This window comes from Treponema sp. OMZ 790 (genome assembly GCF_024181285.1).
Taxonomy (GTDB): domain Bacteria; phylum Spirochaetota; class Spirochaetia; order Treponematales; family Treponemataceae; genus Treponema_B.
The window spans coordinates 1,705,128-1,724,968 of sequence record NZ_CP051201.1; the positions used below are offsets into that span (position 1 = coordinate 1,705,128).

The 19,841-nt window shown below is 39.7% G+C and carries 14 protein-coding genes, 1 tRNA gene and 1 pseudogene; 10 read left to right on the forward strand and 6 right to left on the reverse strand.

Annotated elements, in window-relative coordinates; genetic code table 11:
- Nucleotides 1-33: 33 nt before the first annotated feature.
- The 8 genes from E4O01_RS08220 to E4O01_RS08255 all read left to right on the forward strand — a co-directional run bounded on the left by E4O01_RS08220 (nucleotide 34) and on the right by E4O01_RS08255 (nucleotide 6,904).
- Nucleotides 34-1,809: an ABC transporter substrate-binding protein gene (locus tag E4O01_RS08220; protein WP_253691596.1), complete on the forward strand. Its 1,776-nt coding sequence runs from the start codon at nucleotides 34-36 to the stop codon at nucleotides 1,807-1,809.
- Nucleotides 1,810-1,901: 92 nt separating this feature from the next.
- Complete coding sequence (locus E4O01_RS08225; RefSeq protein ID WP_253691598.1) at nucleotides 1,902-2,927, forward strand: ABC transporter permease; 1,026 nt, start codon at nucleotides 1,902-1,904, stop codon at nucleotides 2,925-2,927.
- Between the two features lie 2 nt (nucleotides 2,928-2,929).
- Nucleotides 2,930-3,946 carry an ABC transporter permease gene (locus tag E4O01_RS08230; protein ID WP_253691600.1) on the forward strand — a complete coding sequence of 339 codons (1,017 nt, stop codon included), beginning with the start codon at nucleotides 2,930-2,932 and terminating at the stop codon, nucleotides 3,944-3,946.
- Nucleotides 3,943-4,935 carry an ABC transporter ATP-binding protein gene (locus E4O01_RS08235; RefSeq protein WP_253691602.1) on the forward strand — a complete coding sequence of 331 codons (993 nt, stop codon included), beginning with the start codon at nucleotides 3,943-3,945 and terminating at the stop codon, nucleotides 4,933-4,935. Before E4O01_RS08230 ends, E4O01_RS08235 begins: the two co-directional genes overlap by 4 nt.
- Nucleotides 4,928-6,085: an ABC transporter ATP-binding protein gene (locus E4O01_RS08240; RefSeq protein WP_253691604.1), complete on the forward strand. Its 1,158-nt coding sequence runs from the start codon at nucleotides 4,928-4,930 to the stop codon at nucleotides 6,083-6,085. The genes E4O01_RS08235 and E4O01_RS08240 overlap by 8 nt, the downstream gene beginning before the upstream one ends.
- Nucleotides 6,085-6,294: a hypothetical protein gene (locus E4O01_RS08245; protein ID WP_253691606.1), complete on the forward strand. Its 210-nt coding sequence runs from the start codon at nucleotides 6,085-6,087 to the stop codon at nucleotides 6,292-6,294. The genes E4O01_RS08240 and E4O01_RS08245 overlap by 1 nt, the downstream gene beginning before the upstream one ends.
- Before the next feature lie 122 nt (nucleotides 6,295-6,416).
- Entirely contained in the window at nucleotides 6,417-6,692 is a 276-nt protein-coding gene (locus E4O01_RS08250; RefSeq protein ID WP_253691608.1) for a type II toxin-antitoxin system RelE family toxin, read from the forward strand.
- Nucleotides 6,683-6,904, forward strand: coding sequence for a DUF6290 family protein (locus E4O01_RS08255; RefSeq protein WP_253691610.1), 222 nt, complete (start codon nucleotides 6,683-6,685; stop codon nucleotides 6,902-6,904). Before E4O01_RS08250 ends, E4O01_RS08255 begins: the two co-directional genes overlap by 10 nt.
- Nucleotides 6,905-7,005: 101 nt before the next feature.
- Here the strand turns inward: E4O01_RS08255 and metG are convergent, their stop codons facing one another.
- From metG to E4O01_RS08275, 4 genes are all read right to left on the reverse strand, one after another.
- Nucleotides 7,006-9,375, reverse strand: a complete 2,370-nt coding sequence (metG, locus tag E4O01_RS08260; protein ID WP_253691612.1) for a methionine--tRNA ligase — start codon at nucleotides 9,373-9,375, stop codon at nucleotides 7,006-7,008.
- Between the two features lie 84 nt (nucleotides 9,376-9,459).
- A tRNA-Sec gene (locus E4O01_RS08265) sits at nucleotides 9,460-9,548 on the reverse strand.
- 31 nt (nucleotides 9,549-9,579) lie between these two features.
- On the reverse strand, nucleotides 9,580-11,454 hold the full coding sequence (locus tag E4O01_RS08270; protein WP_253691613.1) for an ABC transporter ATP-binding protein: 1,875 nt from the start codon (nucleotides 11,452-11,454) through the stop codon (nucleotides 9,580-9,582).
- Nucleotides 11,454-13,310 (reverse strand): ABC transporter ATP-binding protein, encoded by a 1,857-nt coding sequence (locus E4O01_RS08275; RefSeq protein WP_253691615.1) that lies wholly within the window; start codon nucleotides 13,308-13,310, stop codon nucleotides 11,454-11,456. Before E4O01_RS08275 ends, E4O01_RS08270 begins: the two co-directional genes overlap by 1 nt.
- Nucleotides 13,311-13,537: 227 nt before the next feature.
- On the opposite strand from E4O01_RS08275, the gene E4O01_RS08280 reads away from it, so the two are divergent.
- Nucleotides 13,538-14,290, forward strand: a complete 753-nt coding sequence (locus tag E4O01_RS08280; protein ID WP_253691616.1) for an Rpn family recombination-promoting nuclease/putative transposase — start codon at nucleotides 13,538-13,540, stop codon at nucleotides 14,288-14,290.
- A gap of 381 nt (nucleotides 14,291-14,671) precedes the next feature.
- Here the strand turns inward: E4O01_RS08280 and E4O01_RS08285 are convergent.
- Nucleotides 14,672-15,800, reverse strand: a pseudogene (locus E4O01_RS08285) (formylglycine-generating enzyme family protein).
- 487 nt (nucleotides 15,801-16,287) lie between these two features.
- Between E4O01_RS08285 and E4O01_RS08290 the strand changes: the two are divergent.
- A complete protein-coding gene (locus E4O01_RS08290) occupies nucleotides 16,288-17,661 on the forward strand; it encodes an MATE family efflux transporter (protein ID WP_253691617.1) in 1,374 nt (457 codons plus the stop codon).
- Here E4O01_RS08290 and E4O01_RS08295 read toward each other — a convergent pair.
- A complete protein-coding gene (locus E4O01_RS08295) occupies nucleotides 17,651-19,732 on the reverse strand; it encodes a methyl-accepting chemotaxis protein (protein WP_253691618.1) in 2,082 nt (693 codons plus the stop codon). The genes E4O01_RS08290 and E4O01_RS08295 overlap by 11 nt on opposite strands.
- Nucleotides 19,733-19,841 lie beyond the last annotated feature (109 nt).

A 19,841-nucleotide genomic window follows, 5' to 3' on the forward strand; every position in this document is an offset into this window, starting at 1 on the left:
TCATATTACCGAAAAAAAATATTGGAGGACACTATGAAAAAATTTATGGTGTTAATTGTAACACTGGTGCTGGCTTTTTCCTTAATCGCATGCGGCGGAAACGGTACAGCAACAACAACGACCAACGAAAGACCTTTCGTTGTAGCTTCAGCCGAGTTTAACGGCGACTTTTACATCGGCTGGACAAATTCGTCTTATGACAACGATATCCGAAAACTTGTTTGGGCATTCGGTCTTATCGAAGACACCCCGGAAGGTCAGACTATTGATTCACCCCTCGTTGCAGAAAAGAAGGTAAGCGATGATCTTAAAACATGGACTTACAAAATTGTAAAGGGAGCAAAATTCCACAACGGCGAAGCTTTAACTGCAAGCGATGTAAAGTTTACTTATGATTTTTACATGGATACTAAAGCCTTAGCCGACACCGGCGGAACCTCAACCATCAATGATCACCTTGAAAGTGTTGAGCTTGATGAAGCTGCAAATACCGTAACCTTCCATCTTAAAAAGGCCAGTTACACAGTAGACCTGGATGTTTTCGCTTTCTATATTTTCCCCGAAGAAACCTTTACAAAAGGAGCAAAGGAAGAAGGACTTACAGTTCAGCAGTATGTTAAAAAGAACATCTCAAAACCCATCGGTTACGGCCCCTACAAGATGGTCGAATATAAAGAAGGTGAATATGTTAAGTTGGAAGCCTATAAAGACTATTTAGGAAAAGCACCCGCTATTAAAGAAGTAATCGTTAAGGTTGTACCCACCGAAACAGAACTTGACCAGCTAATTCAAGGTGAAGTAGATATGTTGACACAGCAGGGTCAGCCGGAAAAAATCGATGCAGTAAAGGACAAGCCCGGCTTTGCATATACAAACTACTACAGGCACGGAGGCGGAACAGTTGTCTTGCATTGTGACTTCGGTCCCACTTCTCTTACAGAAGTTAGACAGGCCTTTGCCTATGTTCTTAACAGACCGAAAATTATCGAACTTTTCTTAGGCCAATACGGTATTTCTTCTAACGGTCCCTATTCCAAAAACGACTGGACCTTGTGGGACGATGATGAAAAAAACCTTATCGGAACAGCTGCCGTAGGTAAATTTGAAAGCACATTAACCAACTATGACATCTTGGATAAAGACGGAAAATTCGATGAAGAAGCAAACATTGCAAAAGCTCATGAGCTCCTTGACAAAGCAGCCAAGAGAACTGACGGAGATTACGCAAAACTTACAGGTAACGCAAAGTCAGGCTACCTTTGGGAAGGTAAACCCCTTGAAATCAAGATCACTTACACACCTTTCTGGTCAGACACATACAACCTCGTATGGAACGATGCCTATGTTTCAAAGCTCGGCTTTAAAGTATCATTAACAGGTCTTGATTGGCCCGTAATGTACAGCCACTGGACAGGAGACACCGAAGAAGAAAGGACCTATCATGCTTTCGTAGGCGGTGTAAGCTATACACTTAAAGCCAATCCAAAGAACGACTATGCGACAAAACTTATTATGCCTTGGGGACAGCCCTCAACCAACAATTATATGTTCTCTGGTGGTTCTTCTTACACTCCTGCAGAATGGGATCAGCTGCTTGACGACATCGAAAATGCTCATCCTGTAACAGGAAGAGAAGAATACAGGAAAAACTGGAGAAAATTTATAGTAGCTGTAAACAGAGAAGTTCCCGTTATCCCTGTTTATTCAAACAATTACTTTGATCTTTTCACCGATAAGCTCGAAAACTTCCACTCCCATGCTTTGTGGAACTGGGCAAGAGCATTACCTAATGCTAACTGGAAAAAATAATCGGTGCAATATTGATTATTTAACTTGATTTTTAAGACCTCTTGTTTATTTTTAACCGGGAGGTCTTAATTTTTTTACCTAAAGGAGATTTTATGGCAAATAATAGTGTCAGCGGCTCAAAGTCGCTGTTTGAAATCCTTTTTCCCTATCTTCGATATATCTTCAAGCGTTTAATATCCATTATCCCCGTATTAATAATTATGTCGATTGCTATTTTTATACTTATCAATTTGATGCCGGGCGATCCGATATTGGCTATGCTTGACCCCGAAAAAACAAAGGCTATGACACCCGAAGAAAAAACTTTATATATTGAAACCATGAGGAAGTTTTTGGGATACGATAAAGGCCCTGTAGAAAGGTATTTTTTATGGATGGGAGATACTTTTAGAGGAGAGTTCGGTTATTCGGTAAAATACAATAAACCGGTAAACGAATTTATCGGAACTTACATAGGAAGATCTTTTAAAATAAATATAAGGGGCTTTCTTTTAGCCTTTTTAATTTCAATTCCTTTGGGAATTACGGCAGCCGTAAAAAAGAATAGTTTTTTTGATAAAACCGTAACGGTATTTACAATAATAGGAATATCTCTGCCTTCGTTTTTTTTGGCATTGCTTTTAATAATGGTATTCGTTATCTTTATGAAGATTTTACCCTTTTCAGGGATGTCGGATCCGCGAGGTATTTTGCCTGACTGGCATTATATAATACTGCCGGTTACGGTAGTTGTACTTACCTCACTTGTCGGCCTTACACGATACATAAGATCCGCTATGATAGACATCTTAAAATCCGATTATATAAGAACGGCAAGGGCAAAAGGTCTTGCAGAAAAGGTCGTTATATACAGACATGCTTTTCAAAATGCCCTAATACCGGTTGTAACCCTCATCGGTTTATACATCCCCGCTCTTTTCGGAGGTTCTATAGTTGTCGAAAAAATATTTGCCTATCCCGGAATGGGCTTATTGATGAATTACGCATACGGCTTTAAGGACAGAGCAGTATTACAGACTGTTCTCTTGTTCTTTGGACTTCTTACATTGTTGGGAAATATTTTTATCGATGTAGGATATATGATTGTAGATCCGAGAATTCGGGAAGGAAAGGTTTAAAAATGGCTAAAGAAGAAGACAAAAATTTCAGCGAAAAAGATGAGGTTATTCTATCCCCGACACAACAAATAAGGATCAAATTCAGCAATAACAGACTGGCTATGATAGGCTTTTATATGTTTATCACAATAGTCCTTTTGGTTATTGTAACCCACTTTTACACCAAATTCACAGGCTATGACTTTGCAAAAACCGATCCTACATTGAGGAATAATCCCCCGTCTTGGGCTCATCCCTTCGGAACAGATAAATACGGACGCGACACATTTATGAGAGTTCTTGAAGGCGGATGGATTTCGTTACAAGTAGGTTTTTTATCCACATTTATGGCAATAACCATTGGTTTGACCATGGGTGCAATTGCAGGTTTTTTCAGCGGACGGGTTGATAATATTATTATGAGGCTTATAGAAATACTTTCCTCTTTCCCCTTTTTGGCGATTGCCTATACAATTTCCGCCATATTCAGAGAAAGACCTCCTGAGTTTAGGCTCTATGTAATAGTTGTAATTCTAGGTTTTTTAAGCTGGACAGGTTTAGCGAGGTTGATACGCGGCCAAATCTTAGCTTTACGGGAACAGGAATTTATTGTAGCTACAAGAGCGTTAGGTATCAAAAGAAGAAACCAAATTTTACGCCATCTTGTTCCTAACGTATTACCTACCGTAGTAGTATCGGCAACCCTTACCTTTGCTTCTTCAATATTGAGTGAAGCTTTCTTGTCGTTTTTGAACTTATCGGTAACCGAGCCTATCCCGACTTGGGGAGCTCTTTTATCGAAGGCGTCCGAAAACAGCACAAGCCTTCGAACCTTTTGGTGGATTTGGGTATTCCCCGGGACAATGCTCTTTTTGTTTATAATGAGTATAAATCTCGTAGGCGAAGGACTTAGAGATTCTATCGACCCGAAAGCCGAATATACCACAAAAAAACAGCGAAAAGAAGCCAGGGCCAGACGCAAAGAAGAAAAGGCTCTTGCAAAACAAGCTAAACAAGCGGTAAAGGAGGCGGCTGTATGAAAAATCCCCTGCTTGAAGTTAAAAATTTGCATACATACTTTTTTACAAACAAGGGTACGGTAAAAGCCGTTCAAGGTGTAGATTTTACTATTGAAGCCGGTAAAACCTTAGGAATAGTAGGAGAATCAGGTTCCGGCAAGTCTATTACTGCATTCAGTATTCTCAATTTATTGGAATATCCCGGACGCATTGTTCAAGGCGAAATAAATTTTGAAGGAAAAAACCTTGTAAATTTCGGCAAAAAAGAAATAAGAAAGATAAGGGGTAACGACATATCCATGATATTTCAAGAACCCATGACCTCTCTTAACCCGGTTCACAGGGTAGGAAGGCAGCTCAGCGAGCCTTTAATCCTTCATCAGCATATGTCAAAAAAAGAAGCATGGAATGCGGCCATAGATCTTTTGCGGGAAGTAAAAATCCCCAATCCTGAAAACGTAGTTTACAACTACCCCTTCCAGCTTTCGGGAGGAATGAGGCAGCGCGTAATGATTGCCATGGCCTTGGCTTGCGAACCCCGCCTTTTGATAGCCGATGAGCCGACAACGGCCCTTGACGTTACGATACAAGCACAAATCTTTAAGTTGATGAACGATTTAAAGAAAAAGCACAACACCGCCATCATGTTTATAACCCATGACTTGGGAGCTATTGCAGAATTAGCCGATGATGTTGCCGTAATGTACACGGGCGAAATCGTTGAAAGAGCTCCCGTAGACGTTATCTTTGACCGAAAAACCCAATTCTCTCATCCCTACAAGGAAGGCTTACTTGAGTCAATCCCCCTCTTGGATGAAGAAGTAGAATATCTCGCTCAAATTCAAGGAAGTGTACCTCATCCTCTTAAACTTCCCAAGGGATGCAGATTTTCGACAAGGTGCGAGTATGCAACCGACAAATGCCGAAACGAAAAACCCGAATTGGTTGAAGTAGAAGAAGGGCACCTAATCAGATGTTTTTATCCGAAATCAGGAGGTAGACATGAGTAAGATATTATTGGAAACTCGAGGCCTTAAACAGTATTTTCCCACAGGCAAAACACGCAACGAGAGGAAGAATCTCAAAAGAATCGCCGATGAAGCTCTTAAGGTGTGTGCCGGCATGTTTAATACTAAGGTTGACATGAATCAGCTGATGGATATGCATAAAAGCGGTAAGGACTTAGGAAAAGAACTGACAGACCTCGTTTTGGACTATGAAACATACTCCGGCTTGCACGGTCAGCACCTATGCGTAATAGCTAATGACGGTATAGACCTCGTTATCCACGAAGGAGAAACCGTAGGCCTTGTAGGAGAATCCGGCTGCGGAAAATCAACCTTAGGCCGCACAATCCTAAAGCTATATAAGCCTACTGCCGGCGAAATCTTTTTTGAAGGTGAAAACATCACAAATTACACTGTGTCTCAGATGATGCCTTTAAGAAAAAAGATGCAGATTATCTTCCAAGACCCCTACTCCTCTCTTAACCCTAAGATGACAGTAGGACAGATCATAGGGGAAGCCCTGCTTGAACATGGAATGTTCAAAAAGAAAGATCCCGAATATGAAAAATATGTAAAGAAGATAATGAATACCTGCGGTTTGGCAGATTATATGATTTACAGATATCCTCACGAATTTTCAGGCGGTCAAAGGCAGCGTATCGGTATAGCCCGGGCCTTGGCCTTAAAACCTAAATTCATAGTATGCGATGAGGCTGTTTCGGCCTTGGACGTATCAATCCAATCCCAGATCATCAACCTTCTCAATGACTTACAAAAAGAATTTGAGCTATCCTATTTGTTTATTTCGCATGACCTTTCGGTTGTAAAGCACATAAGCGATAGGATCGGTGTTATGTATTTGGGACATATGGTCGAATTTACAGATAAGAAAGAAATGTACAACAATCCTCTTCATCCTTATACAAAGGTTCTTCTTTCAGCCATTCCCGAAACTGACTTACAAAAGATGAGGACAAAGAGACGAATTCTATTGGAAGGAGATATTCCGTCCAACATTATTACGCCCACAGGCTGTAAATTCCATACACGATGCCCCATTGCAAAGGATATATGCAAACGTGAGATTCCTCAATTTAAGGAAGAAAAGCCGGGGCATTTTGTAGCCTGTCACTTTAGCGGAGCTGAGCTGTAATGTTGTTTAGAAACGATGAACATAGCTTAAAATCCGGAAAACGGCGAGCTATAGAAGAAATGGAAGAGCTAAATGAGCTTAGAGAAAATCAGCCCCTTGAAAAAGGAGATTTTCTTGCAATAATAATTGCAGCTTTTACTACCTTAGTGCCTATCGCTGTAATCTGCCTTTTAGCCTACTATCTTATATCGATGTTTTTATTCGGTTAAGACTTAAAACAAAAGGGATGCATCCGAAAGGAGCATCCCTTTTTTATTTAATTAAATAACGAGTATCAGAATATCATATATATAGCCTTGAAAAAAAACATAAAAAATATTACAATGTAGACATGGTAAGTTATTCGGATGAAATATTAAAGAGAATAAAAAAAGGTTTAATACCAAAAGAAGTTTTTATTCATTTTAATAATGCTTTTATGTCATTGGATTTAACAAAAGACTTAAATCTATTTGATATAAAACAATTGAAGATATCTGAAGAAAAACAAAGAAGTTACTATAGATTACGTAAAGGAAAATATCGTGCAATTTTTTATTTAGAAGAAAAAAACATTTATGTAATTACATTGGATAAACGAGAGGAGGTATATAAAAAATGGCGGTAATGTCTGTAAGAATGAATCAAAATGAAGAAAAAATTATGAACTATTTATCCGAACATTTTGAAGAAGAAAAATCATCAATAATAAAACGTGCACTAAGTGAAATGTATGAAAATATAATAGATAAAAAAATAATAGACGCATTTGAAAAGGAAGAGCATACATTTATAAGTGCAGAGGATATCTTAAAAGAAATTGCTTCCCCCGTCTCTTAAACCTATATGATTTGAACACTTCATGACAGTCCTTGCCGTTAAGCAACGGCAAGGATTCTAATTTTATGTCAAACCGTAAACCCTATAACCAACCTGTACGCCTATCCTGCTTCTCCGGTTTTTACCTTTTCAAGTTTCATTTCTTTTCCGCAAATCAAGAGTTTTTTGCCCTCAATTTTAGGAATATAATCTTCTATTAATATGGGAGCGGCAAAGAAGGTGTCGGCATCTATTGCGGCAGGCTTTTGTGCATAAAAGGCTTTTACAGCCTCAGGATCGGAAGTGTCGGCATCGCCTTCAAGGATTACGGGAGTGCCGGGAGCCGCCCAAGGAGCTTGGAGAAGTTCGACATGTTCTTTTTCTTCTTCATCATACCAGCTTGCAGCCAAAAGCATACCCTTCGATTCGATGCCGCGCATTTTTCGAGGCTTTAGGTTGTCGGCAATTATGACGGTTTTTCCCAATATTTCGTCTTCTTTTAAAAAGGGAACGAGACCTGAAAGGATTGTTCTTTCTTCTCCTGAGCCGTCATCGAGCTTTTCTATGTAGAGCTTATCTGCATCGGGATGCCTTTCAACAGAAACTACCTTAGCCGTTTTTAAGGCAATCTTCTTTGAAAAAAGCTCCGCAGGGGAGAGTTTTTCTTTTTCTTCGGATGAGTAAACTGCATCAGATTTTGCGGGGCCTGCCTTTTCGGTCTTATTTTCCATTTCTTTTCTATCCTTTTGATTTCCCGAATAACGTTCCCTATAGGCATCTATGACCTTATTTTCAAGGGTCTTAAAAATTATTACGGGGTTTTCTATTGTTTTAAGCCCTTCCCTTTCGCCCAAATTTTTCCATGTAAGGAAGGCTCCGTCAGGCTTATTAAATTGAGGAGCCCTGCCGTCAAATATGTTGCCGGACCAAATCTTTTGACCGAAAAAGCATGCAGCCTGATCGGCGTATTGGGGCATGTAGGGATGAATTAAGATTAAAATATCCTTTATAAGGTAGCATAGTTCAGCCATAAGAACCTCGGCATATTCGGGATCGGTTTCGCGCCTCTTCCAAGGCTCTCCATCCTGAAAGGCTTTGTTTGCAACGGAAGAAAGAGCAAAGACCTCATGGAAGGAGTCCCTAAGCTCCGCCCAGTCGGAAAGGCAGGTTATCTTTTTAAAGCTTGCAGAGGCTGCCTCTCTTAAAGCTTTTACCATGTTTCTTATGTCTTCCCGAGCCGATTTTGCTCCGTCTGCTTGAGGGATTTTACCCTCATAGTAACGGTGAACGAAGGTAGCTGTCCTGTTTACAAGATTGCAGAGGTTTCCGATAAGCTCGCTGTTTACGCTTTCTTGAAAATCCTTCCATGTAAACCGGGTATCGTTCTTTTCGGGACGGTTATAAAAGATGTAGAACCTCCACATATCGGCAGGGATGCCGGATTCTTTGGCATCGTTTCCGAAAACGCCAACGCCCTTCGATTTTGAGAACTTTCCGCTCTCGTAATTGAGGTATTCGGTTCCCGACATGTGAAAGAGTTTTGTCCAGTTTTTACCGGAACCCAGGAGAGAACAGGGGAAGATTACCGTGTGGAAGGGGATATTGTCCTTTCCGATAAACTGAAAAAGTTCAACGTCTTTTTGATCAAGCCACCACGCCTTCCAATCTTTGCCTGCAAGGTCGGCCCAGCACTTTGTAATGGAAATATAGCCTATGGGTGCGTCAAACCATACATAAAAGACCTTGTCTTCAAAGCCTTTTTTGGGTACGGGGATTCCCCATTTAAGATCTCGTGTAATAGCTCTTTCCTGAAGGCCGTCTCTAAGCCAGCTTTTTGACATTTGAAGGGCATTGTTTGACCAGCGGCCTTCCTCTGCCGTTTTAGGCATCCATTTTTCGTATTCGGGCACGATTTTAGGAAGATTTATATAAAGATGGGTTGTAGAGCGCACCTCAGGCGAAGCCCCGCAGGAGGAACAACGCGGTTCTCTTAAATCGGTAGGATCTAAGAGCTTTCCGCAATGCTCGCACTGATCGCCCCTTGCTCCGTCATAGGAACAAGAAGGACAGGTACCCAGAACATAGCGGTCGGCTAAAAAGCGCTTACATGAGGGGCAGTAAAGCTGTTCTATTGTGTGCTCGGTAATATATCCGTTTTTATCTAGGTCATTAAAAATGCCCTGAGTTATTTCCGTCTGTTGAGGAGTTGAAGTTCGTCCAAAGTAGTCGAAAGCAATATTGAACCAATTATAAATATCGGCATGGATAGCGTGATAAAATGCACAGAGTTCTTCGGGAGTCTTATTTTCTTCTGCAGCCTTTGTTTCGGTTGCAGTTCCGTATTCGTCGGTGCCGCAAATATAAAGGGTTTCATATTCTTTTAGGCGGCAAAAGCGTGCAAATACATCAGCGGATAATACTTGAATTAAATTTCCCAGATGGGGAAAATTGTTTACATAAGGCAAAGCCGAGGTTACTAATTTTCGTTTCATATAGAGGATTATGAATTATTATGGAAAAAAAATCAACTACCTTGGGGATAAAGGCTTTTCACTATTTTTAGGAAGGAAGAAATACGGAAGAGGCAGGAATCGAACCTGCCATTGCGAATTATGCAACCTACGGTTTTGAAGACCGCGGGAGCCACCAGACCCCATCTGCTTCCGCAATGAATATACACAAAATCAAAGTCTTTGTCAAGATTTGTCTTGATAATATTGGGCTTGGGCGTTCCACAATTTATTGTAAAGACCTTGTTCGGCTAAAAGCTCTTCGTGGCTGCCTTCTTGGACTATTCGGCCCTCATCAAAGACTGCGATATGGGAGCAAAACTTACACGAGGAAAGGCGGTGCGAAATATAAAGGGAGGTTTTGTTTTTTACAAGGCTGTCGAATTTGGAGTATATTTCGGCTTCGGCAATGGGGTCAAGGGCAGCCGTAGATTCGTCCAAGATTATAAAGGGAGCATCCTTATAAAGGGCGCGGGCTATTGCAATTTTTTGTCCCTCACCGCCCGAAATATTTACGCCCTCATCATCAAAGTTTTTATAAAGATAGGTTTCTTCCGCTTTTTTAAACTTAGAAAGATCAAGGTCGACCTTCTTTAAAACATCTAAAACCTTATTTTTATCGTAAGCTTCTCCGCCCGAAAGATTTTGAGCAAGAGGGAGAGCAAGGAGTTTAAAATCCTGAAAGACGACTGAAAAAAGGTTTAGGTATTCTTTATACTCATATTCTTTTATGTTCTTTCCGTTAAAAAGAATTTCACCTTCCGTAGGATCATAGAGGCGGCATAGAAGTTTTACAAAGGTAGTCTTGCCGCTTCCGTTTTTACCGACTACGGCAAGCCGCTCGCCCTGCTTCAGGCTAAGGTTTAAGTTTTTTAAAACTCTTCTTTCGGAATCGGGATATGAAAAAGAAACGTTTTTAAACTCGATTGTGTTTTCGGCGTTGCCGGAATAATCGAGAGGAGTATTGTTCATGCACATTTCGTTTTTAATATCCAAGAAGTCGAATAAATCCTTTAAAAAAGCCCTATTGTTTTTTGCATCCCCTGCGACCGTGAAGATTTCGGTGAGGGCGGCAGAAAGAGCCGTTATACTTGCAGCATATTGCATGAGGTTACCTGCGGGGAAGGCTCCTCCTAAAGCCTTTAGGCCCACAAAGCCGTAAATAACTATTAAAAGAGAAGTCGAAATAAAAGCCGATAAAAAGGCAAAAAAGCCCATCTCTTTTTTGGCATACCGCGACATCCGCCCTCCTGGCAGAAAAATATTGCTGGAATATCTTATTATGTTACCCTCGCTTTGCTGGCCGTACATACGCACATCCATTGCACGATTTTTTTCGTTAAAGAGTCTAAAGAAAAAACTAAATACCCTGTTACCCTCTGTTGCCTCCTCCGAAACAATTGCCCAGTAGGAGTCTGACATTGTTTGAAGTTTTGCAGGAATAATAATTAAAAGCACAATGCTAAAAAGAATTACAAAGATAAAAAGGGGATTGTTTAAAAAAAGCAATTCCGCAGTCTGAACCTTAAAGCTAAAAAGGCTTATACTCAAGACTGCCGAAGTAATTACGGAAGTAAGATGGGTGGAACACTTTGTATAAATCCAAAGAATTTTGTACAATCCCCAGCCTCCGTAGTTTGCATTTTGCCATATCCTTGTATAAATCTCATTTGTTTTTGCGGATTCCGCATCTTGAAAATCCATACTTAAAAATTTTTGAACATAGATGTCTTCTACCTTGTAGTCTATACTCCGGCCTTCATAGTTTGCCCATCTTTTAAATAAGGAAGATACAAGCATACAAAGAGCCGTTAAAATAAGGGAGAGCAGTACCAAGCTTTTGATTTTCGATAAAGCTCCTTGCCCCGAATAAATTAAAACAAGCTCGTTTACAATCCTTGCCGAAAAGAAAATACCTATAAAGGGCAAGAGGCTCGTAAAAACTTTTTCTCCAAGCACGGAAATAAAAAACAGAGGAGCCTTTTTAAATAGGAGAAAAAAAGCCCGCCGATTCAAGCCCTTGTTATGTCTTTTTTGATTATCTCTTTTTTCGGTTTTCATCAGTTTCCTCCGTCTTCTTTTAAATCATCCTGCAATTCTTTATCTTGTTCTTTATAATACTTGCTTTGTACTTCAAAAAGATGAGCATAGTCCCCGCCCTTTTTTAAAAGAGCATCATGGGTGCCTTCTTCGATTATTGTTCCGTCCTTTATAAAAATAATCCTGTCGCAAAAGCGGGTGGAAGCAAGCCTGTGCGAAATAAAGATAGAGGTTTTATCCTTCGATAAATCGTTGTACTTGGTGTAAAGCTCATGCTCCGCGATAGGATCCAAGGCCGCCGTAGGTTCATCCAAGATTAAAAAGGGGCTGTCCAGATAAAGAGCCCTTGCAAGTAAAAGCTTTTGAGTTTCGCCGCCTGAAAGTTCTACGGCATCAAAGAAGACATCCTTGCAAAGACGGGTTTCTTCTTTTTGCGGAAGACTTTGAACCTTATCGTAAAGCCCCGAAAGTTTTAAGACCTCTTCAATCCTCTCCTTGTTAATGCCTTCTCTGGTTTGAGCAATGTTTACCGCAATACTTGTAGGCAATATCGAAAACTCCTGAAAGACTGCACTAAAACACTTATAGTATTCGTCTCGGTTAAACTCTTTTATGTTTCTTCCGTTAAACAAGACCTCTCCCTCGGTGGGGTCATAAAGGCCGGTAATCAGTTTTACGAGGCTTGTTTTTCCTGCTCCGTTTAAGCCGACAATGGCAAGTTTTTCTTTAGGCTTCAATGTTAAATTAAACTTATCCAAAACGGGAGTTCCGCCTTCCGAGTATAAGAGGCTCACGTTTTTTAGCTCGATGACGTTTTCATTTTTTAGAGGAATTGCTTCGCCCTTTTCAAAGCGATAATCTTCTTTAAATTCAAAAAATTCTCTGAGGCGGGAAATATCAAGACTTTGCTTATGCAGAACCGAAACCTTATTTAAGATACCGCTCACCCATTGGGTAAAGGTTCCGGCTGCGGCAAAATAAAGTATAAATTGGGGAACGCTTATATTTTTTTGCAGGACAAGATTTATCAGCCAAAAATAAATGAGCCCGTTCCTTAAAAAGGTTAAAAGAAGATCTGCAAGGTCGGCAAAAAAATAACGCTTTTCTCCCCCAAGGTGAAAATTGCTGTAAAGCCTTAAATGCTTTTCGTATAATTCTTTAAGCCAAGATTCCATTCCGAAAAGGCGGATATCCTTTGCAAGGTTTTTATTTTTTCCGGTTTGGGATATATAGCGCAAATGATTTACGTGCTTATTTTCCTCATCACGCTTTTTATACATCCAAGAGCTTACACTGTTGGTAATAAAAAAACTCACGCAGGTCGTCAAAAGGGTAATTAAAATTATATTAAGGTTTAAGGAAGCAAGGATGATAAGATAGATGATAAAGCAAAGAAGGTATTGAAGGAGTTCCTGCAAGGTAGTCCAAACCGCTTCGGTTGCTTCCGAATTACCGCCTGTAACATCCATCGCCTTATTTTTCTTTGCTTCAAAATCCTTATTATCAAGATTATTATAGGAGGTGGTCATCGCCTTACTGCCTATCATAAAAACAAGCTCACTTCTCACTCCGATTCGCCCAAAGAGATGGTTTGTCTGCAAATAAGAAAGGAGACCGCGGAGGAGCATCAAAGAAAATGCAAAGCCGAAAATAACCGTTAAAAGATTTTTAATAGGCACATTATTTTGAATGAGGGTTAAAACGGCAGGCGCAAAAAATATCGAAATTAAATTATCGCCCGCATATAAAAGGGCTTCCAGCAAAATCAAAACAGGCACAGACTTATAAGTTCTAAAAGATGTTTTAAGCATAAACAAAACATTGCTTAAAATACCGTATTTTATAGGTTCTTCTTTTTTATTTTCCTCTTTTTCCATAAGGGAAGATGATAACATAAATAAAGGGAAGTGTCAAAGGCGGATAATTTAACAAGTCAGATAATTTAACCGCAGGGGGCGCAAAGCGTTGAGCACACGCTCAACTTCGCTAAGATTTTTTTTAAACTCTATCTATTACAAAAATTTTTTTTAATTTACTATTTTTTTCAAATAATAACTATAAATATAATAGGGAGGGGAAATATAAAAAATCAAGGAGAAGGCAAATGATAAAAAGATTTGAAGATTTAACATTTACAGATGACTTTATGTTTTGTAAGGTCATGCAAAATGAAGGCTTATGCAAAGCACTTATTGAAATGATACTATCCGATACAATAGGTAAAATTACATATATTTCGATACAGCATAATATTAAAAACTATGAACAGGCAAAGTCAGTGAGATTTGATGTTTTAGTACAGACAGAGAACGGTAAATTTTATGATATTGAAATGCAGGTAAGTAATGAGAAGAATACCCCCAAAAGAATGAGGTTTTACCAAGCAGCCATCGATATTTCGTTCTTGGATAAGGGCAATTCCTATAATAATTTAAATGACAGCTTTATAATTTTTATCTGTACTTTTGATGCTATCGGTAAAAACAAACCTGTTTATACTTTTGAAAACATCTGTCTTGAAGATAAAAACATATCTTTACACGATGGAACAAAAAAGGTTATAATAAATGCAGAGGCCTTTAAAAACACTAAAGACAAAGAATTAAAAGAATTTTTAGAATACCTTAAAACAGGTAAGGCGAAGAGCGAATTTACAAGGAGGATAGAAGAAATGATACAAACAGTAAAACAAAATGAACAGGCAAGGCAAGAATATAAATTAATGTCAACTTTTGAGATGGATATTAAGGATAGGGTTAAGCGGGAAACAGCAAAACTTATGAAAAACAGAGGTTATCCCATTTCCGAGATTTTGTTAATGACCGGACTTCCCGAATCAGAGATTGAGGAACTGTAAATTAGGGGAAGTACAGCCGGCGAAGCTTCAAGGCTAAGACACTTTTTCGGAGAAAGGTGTTTCACCTAGAAACTTCGTTGGTTGTTACCCTCCCCTAGAGCCCGTAGCGGCACCTTATAAGGTCCATACCGTTTTTTAGCTAAAAAATTTTCGAGCCGCTAAAGCGGCTGACACAGTGCAGGTCAATCTTATTTTAAAAAATTTACTGCACCCAACAACACATTTTGCCTGTTCGGTTTCACCGCTTTACCGCCATGGACGGCGGTGTTTCCAAACAGCAGTAAGTTTTTCGATAGAAAAACTTACTGTTGAGCAGTGTACACGGACGTACACTGCTCAACAGCCCTGAGCTGCTCAACCTTACCGGCAAAATATGTGAACTCAAGGCCGGCAAGCCAGGCGGAAGCCAACATCTTCGTACCTGTTGTCGGGGCCGTTGCCGAGCCGTATACCGACGACACAGTACTCCGCGCCATAGCGCCAGCCGTCGCCGCGCAAAACACGGTAAGAGCCTGACGCAGCACCTTGAGGATCGGTAACAATACCGCCTTGCTTATAAGCAGCATCGTTTGATGCAGGGTTATTATCATGCCAATCAAAACACCATTCCCAGACATTCCCGCTCATATCGTGTAAACCGAGTGCATTCGCCCGCTTTTTTCCTACAGGATGAGTTTTGCTTTCCGAATTACCAGAATACCACGCAACCACTCCCGTTTCAGCCGTATCCCACTTATTTTTCGCTCCGCTTGCACAGTCCAGTTTGGTAAGCCATACATCGCCGTATTGTTCCGCATTTTCGCTTTTGATTCCCTGCCAGCGGGCCGCGTACTCCCACTCCGCTTCGGTCGGAAGTCTAAAGCCTTTTTTACTCATATCGGCATAGGCTGCATCACAATCAGCTGTTGCCATTGCGTCTTTTAATACGGTAGGGTCGGTTTTGCTTTTGCGGTATACGCATTCTTTCGGAGCCTTTTGTCTTTTCCGTATACGCATTACACCACACTATGCAGTCCCGCCAGCTTACCATTGTTACAGGATGATTTTTGTTTGCTGTAGGAGGCTTGCCTATGTTTGCATAATTGGCATGATAACCTCCGCCGCCTGTGCCGTCCCAACCTTCAAGCCCTTTGTTTGCAAAGGTGTAGCCATTACTTTCTGCCCACTTACGCACTTGATACCATAACTCGTACGTTACCTCTGTTTTGCCCAGCTTATAGGGGCTCAGTTTTACCTTCCGGTCTTTAATAAATACACCTTTCCAACGTTCGCCATTTCCTGGTAAGGTGTAGTCAGGGTCAACGCCTATTATTCCGTTTGCAGGCGGGGTTATTGTTACAAAGCCGTCGCCTGAGTTACCACCTCCGCCGGAACTGCCGGAGTTACCTGAGTTTCCTACTCCGGAGCTCCCGCCTCCTCCGCCGCCCGCGTTGTTGGGGCAGGCGGTCATGCCAAATAGAGCAATAAGCGCTAAACCGGCAAATAAAATTGTTTTTACTTTGTGTTTCATAGAAACCTCCTTAAAATAGTTTGTTTTAAGGGGAAGGTTCCCCTTAGACCCCTCGGTTTTCTTAGGGAGAAAGAGGACACCTCGTTCAGAGCAAGGTTTTCTTCCCTCCCCTAATTTGGATTGAATTGTCCCAATCCGTAAGACATTCCTATTATTTCTTTGCGAAGTTGAGCGAAGCTCAACGCTTTGCGGGCGTTGCGGTTTTATTAAACGGTGTAATGTAAAAAAGCGCACGAAGGACGGGATTCGCTCTTGTGCACGTGGTGTACTGTGAGAATGATTGCAACTCGTATCGGTGTGTTTGTCTATCATTACGGTACAGTGTAACATGTTTCCACACAAATATCAACCTTATCGTAATATCAATTTTATCAAATTTATAATATCCTAAAATTAAAAAAAACGGTGTTCTTTCGTTGACAAGCTCTAATTTTATCTCTATTATATAATCCAAGATTTAGTAGGGAACCTCAAAACGGAAAAATTTATGTACAAAAAGAACTTGGATCTTACCGAAGGCGTAATTTGGAAAACTTTGATAATTTTTACTCTCCCTATTTTGGCAGGGAACTTTTTTCAGCACTTATACACGGCGGCCGATGCCGTTATTGTCGGAAAGTTTACAGGTAAGGAGGGCCTTGCTGCTATCGACTCCGTTTTCAGTTTATTAAAATTACCCATAAACCTTTTCGGAGGACTATCGGCAGGTGCGGCAATTATTATCTCCCAATTATTCGGTGCAAAAAAAACTAATGAACTTTTTGATGCAATTCACACTTCGATAGGCTTAACTCTTATCCTCGGCATAAGTCTTTCAATAATAGGAGTTCTTATTTCGCCCCTGCTTCTTTTTATGATGGGAGTTCCTCAAGATATTTTCGATATGACATTAAGCTATGTCAGAATTTATTTTGCCGGAATGGGAGTTTCTCTTTTTTATAATATCGGTTCGGGAATTTTGCGTGCAATGGGAAATTCCAAAACTCCGTTTTATGCTTTGATAATTTCTTCGGCATTAAACGTAATTTTAGACTTGATTTTTATAGGAATTTTTAATTGGGGAATAGGAGGAGCTGCACTTGCAACTGTAGTTTCGCAGCTTATAAGTGCCGTAATAATTCTTTTTGCTCTCACCAAAAAAAACGGTCACTGTCCTCTAATCCTTAAAAAGATAAAAATTGACAGATTTTCTTCCATCAATATTGCAAGACTGGGACTTCCTATCGGCATACAGTCCGCCTTTTTCCCCATCGCCAATATGATAATTCAGGCTACGGTAAATGGAACGGGAACATCCAATATTGCGGCTTGGGCTCTTTGCGGCAAACTGGATTTTTTAGTTTGGATTTTACTTGAAGCTATGACATCATCGGTTGCAACCTTTGTTGCGCAAAATTACGGTGCAAAAAAATACGAGCGCATCAAAGAAGTTGTGCGGTTAGGCCTTATTATGTCAGGCATCATAATAGGGAGTGTTTGTGCAGTTCTTTATTTTTGGAATGTGCCATTGGGAAAACTCTTTATCAACTCAAAGGACTATGAAGTTCTTATAATAACCGAAAGGCTCATGCACATCCTTGCTCCTTTTTATACGGTCTTTGTATTTGCAGAAATTCTTTCCGTTGCTATTCACGGAACAGGAGAAACGTTTAAGCCCATGCTCATAACCCTTCTGGGTGTTTGTGCTTCCCGTATTGCTTGGATATTTTTATTTGTTCCGATAAACCCCGTAATCGAAATGATTGTACTAGCCTTTCCTATATCGTGGACTTTAACAAGCCTTATATTTATAATTTATTATCTAATGTACAGGAAAAAATTATCTCGCGTACAATCACAGGAATATTTATCTACACCTTAAACTTTGCAATCTCCGAAGCAACCCCTATAGCCGTTTCTTTATTTAGGCTTGCAATATCGGTTACATCTTGAACAGTTTTGTTTACCTGACCTACGCCGGCAGACATTTCCGTCATGTTCTGAGTTATATTTTCAGAAAGAGATGAAAGATTTTTAAGTTCTTGTAGAATTTTTTCTATTTTGACAAGCATTTCATCAGAACCCTTTTTTACGGCTTGGCTTAGTTTTCCCATTCCGTGTATCTCATTTAGAACAGACTGCGCATCTTCAAGCTGTTCATTCATCGTGCGAATCATTCCGTCTTCTTGCCTGTAAATAAAATCCATCATCGAGCTTATTTTTTCAAACTGCTCGGAAACACGAGGCCCCACACCATTCAAATTTTCTATTTTAGTTTTTAATTCTTCCAAAACCTTTGTAATATTTTTTCCTTGTTCACCTGATTCTTCGGCAAGTTTTCTGATTTCATCCGAAACAACGGCAAAGCCCTTTCCGGATTCTCCCGCATGAGCCGCCTCAATCGCTGCATTCATTGCAAGCAGATTTGTCTGACTCGCCGTATTTTGAATAACCGAAATTGCATCCAAAAGACCTTCAGATTGCTCGGTTACAATGCGTGTAATATCTACAACCAGTTTTACGGTTTCTTTTCCTTGATGAGTAGTCTGCTCAAGTTCTTTAATGGCTTTTAAATTATACTGAGCCTTTCCTCGCACACCTTCAATATTTGAAACTATCTCCCCGACAGCCTTTGTAGAAGATGTAAAACTTTCAGCCTGATTATCTATATGAACATCAAGATCGGAAAGACCTTTTGAAATTTCATCTACACTGCCGACGGCTTTTTCTACACTGGAATTTTGTGTAAGAACCTGACCTCTGACACCTTCAATATTTGTTGTAATTTCATTCAAGGCGGCAGCCGATTCAATCATATTTGAAGATAAATTTTCGCATATTCCCTGCATCTTATCCGTATGATTCCCTATGCTTGAAAGAGCTGCACGAATTTTTTCGATTGCATGATTTAAAACTGCAGTTATATTTCCGATTTCATCTTTGGAAGTTTCAGCCCTTATTGTAAAATCCCCCTCGGCTATCTTATTAAATACCGAATTCATTTTAGCAAAGCGGGCAAACAAAAGTTTTAATGAAAATCGGCTCAACAAAATCATAATTACCAAAATACCTGCTGACCATATTATGGGAAGTTTTAAAATCGACAGCATCGGCGGAATAAAATCTTTTACTGGACTTGCAAGAATAATGGAATAAGGGAGATTCTTCAGTTGTTTTTTTGTGACAATTACCTTTCCTAAATTTTTATCCATGTAGGATATAACATTATCTAAACCATCAACAGGCACCCTTGAGCCGGTTGTGTCGCCGAGTTTTTTACCGATAAGATTTGTATTTGAACAAATAAGGAGTTTCTCATCATTACCCATAAAGCCCAGCCACGAATCTTCACTGGGAACCGATTTTTTCATTTCGTCAATTGCAGTATCCAAATTAACTGCAAGACCTGCAAAACCCAAAGACTGGCCCCGGCTTCCGACAATTCGACAATCAAACCAAAAATTCATATTTCCAAGGGTTTTATTATAATCGACATTATAAAACATATCCCCTTTTTCTTTTAAAAGTGAATAAAACCAAGCATCATCCGAGCCCGATTCCGACATTTGATCACGGACTATTTTTTTATCTTTATCAAAAACATAATAAGAACCTGTTAATTTGGAAGCGGCAAAACAGGTAGAAAACTCCTCTTGATTTGCAAGCTGTAAAATCATTTTCTTTACATCATCTCCATCTTTTTCATCTTCTTCATAAGATTCAAACCATCGGATAAGATTGCTTTGATTTGCAAAATTTTTTGACAGCATTAAACCGCTCTCAAGATCCCTTTGTAATTTGGAACATGATGAATCTAAAATGTAATACATATTACGATAAAAAGTCTTTTCGACATAGGATCTTGTATAATGAAGAGTTGAAGTTAAAGCTCCGCATACGGTAATAATCAAAGTAAGAGATAAAAACAAATTAACTGATGTCCTAATTTTCATAAATTCCTCAAACTAAATAGCAATATCTCATTTTACTACATTTTAGCAAAATTATCTAGTGTAAGCAAATCATCCGACAACGATGTTTTAAAATAATTTATGTATAGTT

What these genes read in the sequence shown, in the direction of transcription:
- E4O01_RS08220 (WP_253691596.1), top strand. Translation starts at nt 34, where the DNA reads ATGAAAAAATTTATGGTGTTAATTGTAACACTGGTGCTGGCTTTTTCC.
- E4O01_RS08225 (WP_253691598.1), top strand. Translation starts at nt 1,902, where the DNA reads ATGGCAAATAATAGTGTCAGCGGCTCAAAGTCGCTGTTTGAAATCCTT.
- E4O01_RS08230 (WP_253691600.1), top strand. Translation starts at nt 2,930, where the DNA reads ATGGCTAAAGAAGAAGACAAAAATTTCAGCGAAAAAGATGAGGTTATT.
- E4O01_RS08235 (WP_253691602.1), top strand. Translation starts at nt 3,943, where the DNA reads ATGAAAAATCCCCTGCTTGAAGTTAAAAATTTGCATACATACTTTTTT.
- E4O01_RS08240 (WP_253691604.1), top strand. Translation starts at nt 4,928, where the DNA reads ATGAGTAAGATATTATTGGAAACTCGAGGCCTTAAACAGTATTTTCCC.
- E4O01_RS08245 (WP_253691606.1), top strand. Translation starts at nt 6,085, where the DNA reads ATGTTGTTTAGAAACGATGAACATAGCTTAAAATCCGGAAAACGGCGA.
- E4O01_RS08250 (WP_253691608.1), top strand. Translation starts at nt 6,417, where the DNA reads ATGGTAAGTTATTCGGATGAAATATTAAAGAGAATAAAAAAAGGTTTA.
- E4O01_RS08255 (WP_253691610.1), top strand. Translation starts at nt 6,683, where the DNA reads ATGGCGGTAATGTCTGTAAGAATGAATCAAAATGAAGAAAAAATTATG.
- metG (WP_253691612.1), bottom strand. Translation starts at nt 9,375, where the DNA reads ATGAAACGAAAATTAGTAACCTCGGCTTTGCCTTATGTAAACAATTTT.
- E4O01_RS08270 (WP_253691613.1), bottom strand. Translation starts at nt 11,454, where the DNA reads ATGAAAACCGAAAAAAGAGATAATCAAAAAAGACATAACAAGGGCTTG.
- E4O01_RS08275 (WP_253691615.1), bottom strand. Translation starts at nt 13,310, where the DNA reads ATGGAAAAAGAGGAAAATAAAAAAGAAGAACCTATAAAATACGGTATT.
- E4O01_RS08280 (WP_253691616.1), top strand. Translation starts at nt 13,538, where the DNA reads ATGATAAAAAGATTTGAAGATTTAACATTTACAGATGACTTTATGTTT.
- E4O01_RS08290 (WP_253691617.1), top strand. Translation starts at nt 16,288, where the DNA reads ATGTACAAAAAGAACTTGGATCTTACCGAAGGCGTAATTTGGAAAACT.
- E4O01_RS08295 (WP_253691618.1), bottom strand. Translation starts at nt 19,732, where the DNA reads ATGAAAATTAGGACATCAGTTAATTTGTTTTTATCTCTTACTTTGATT.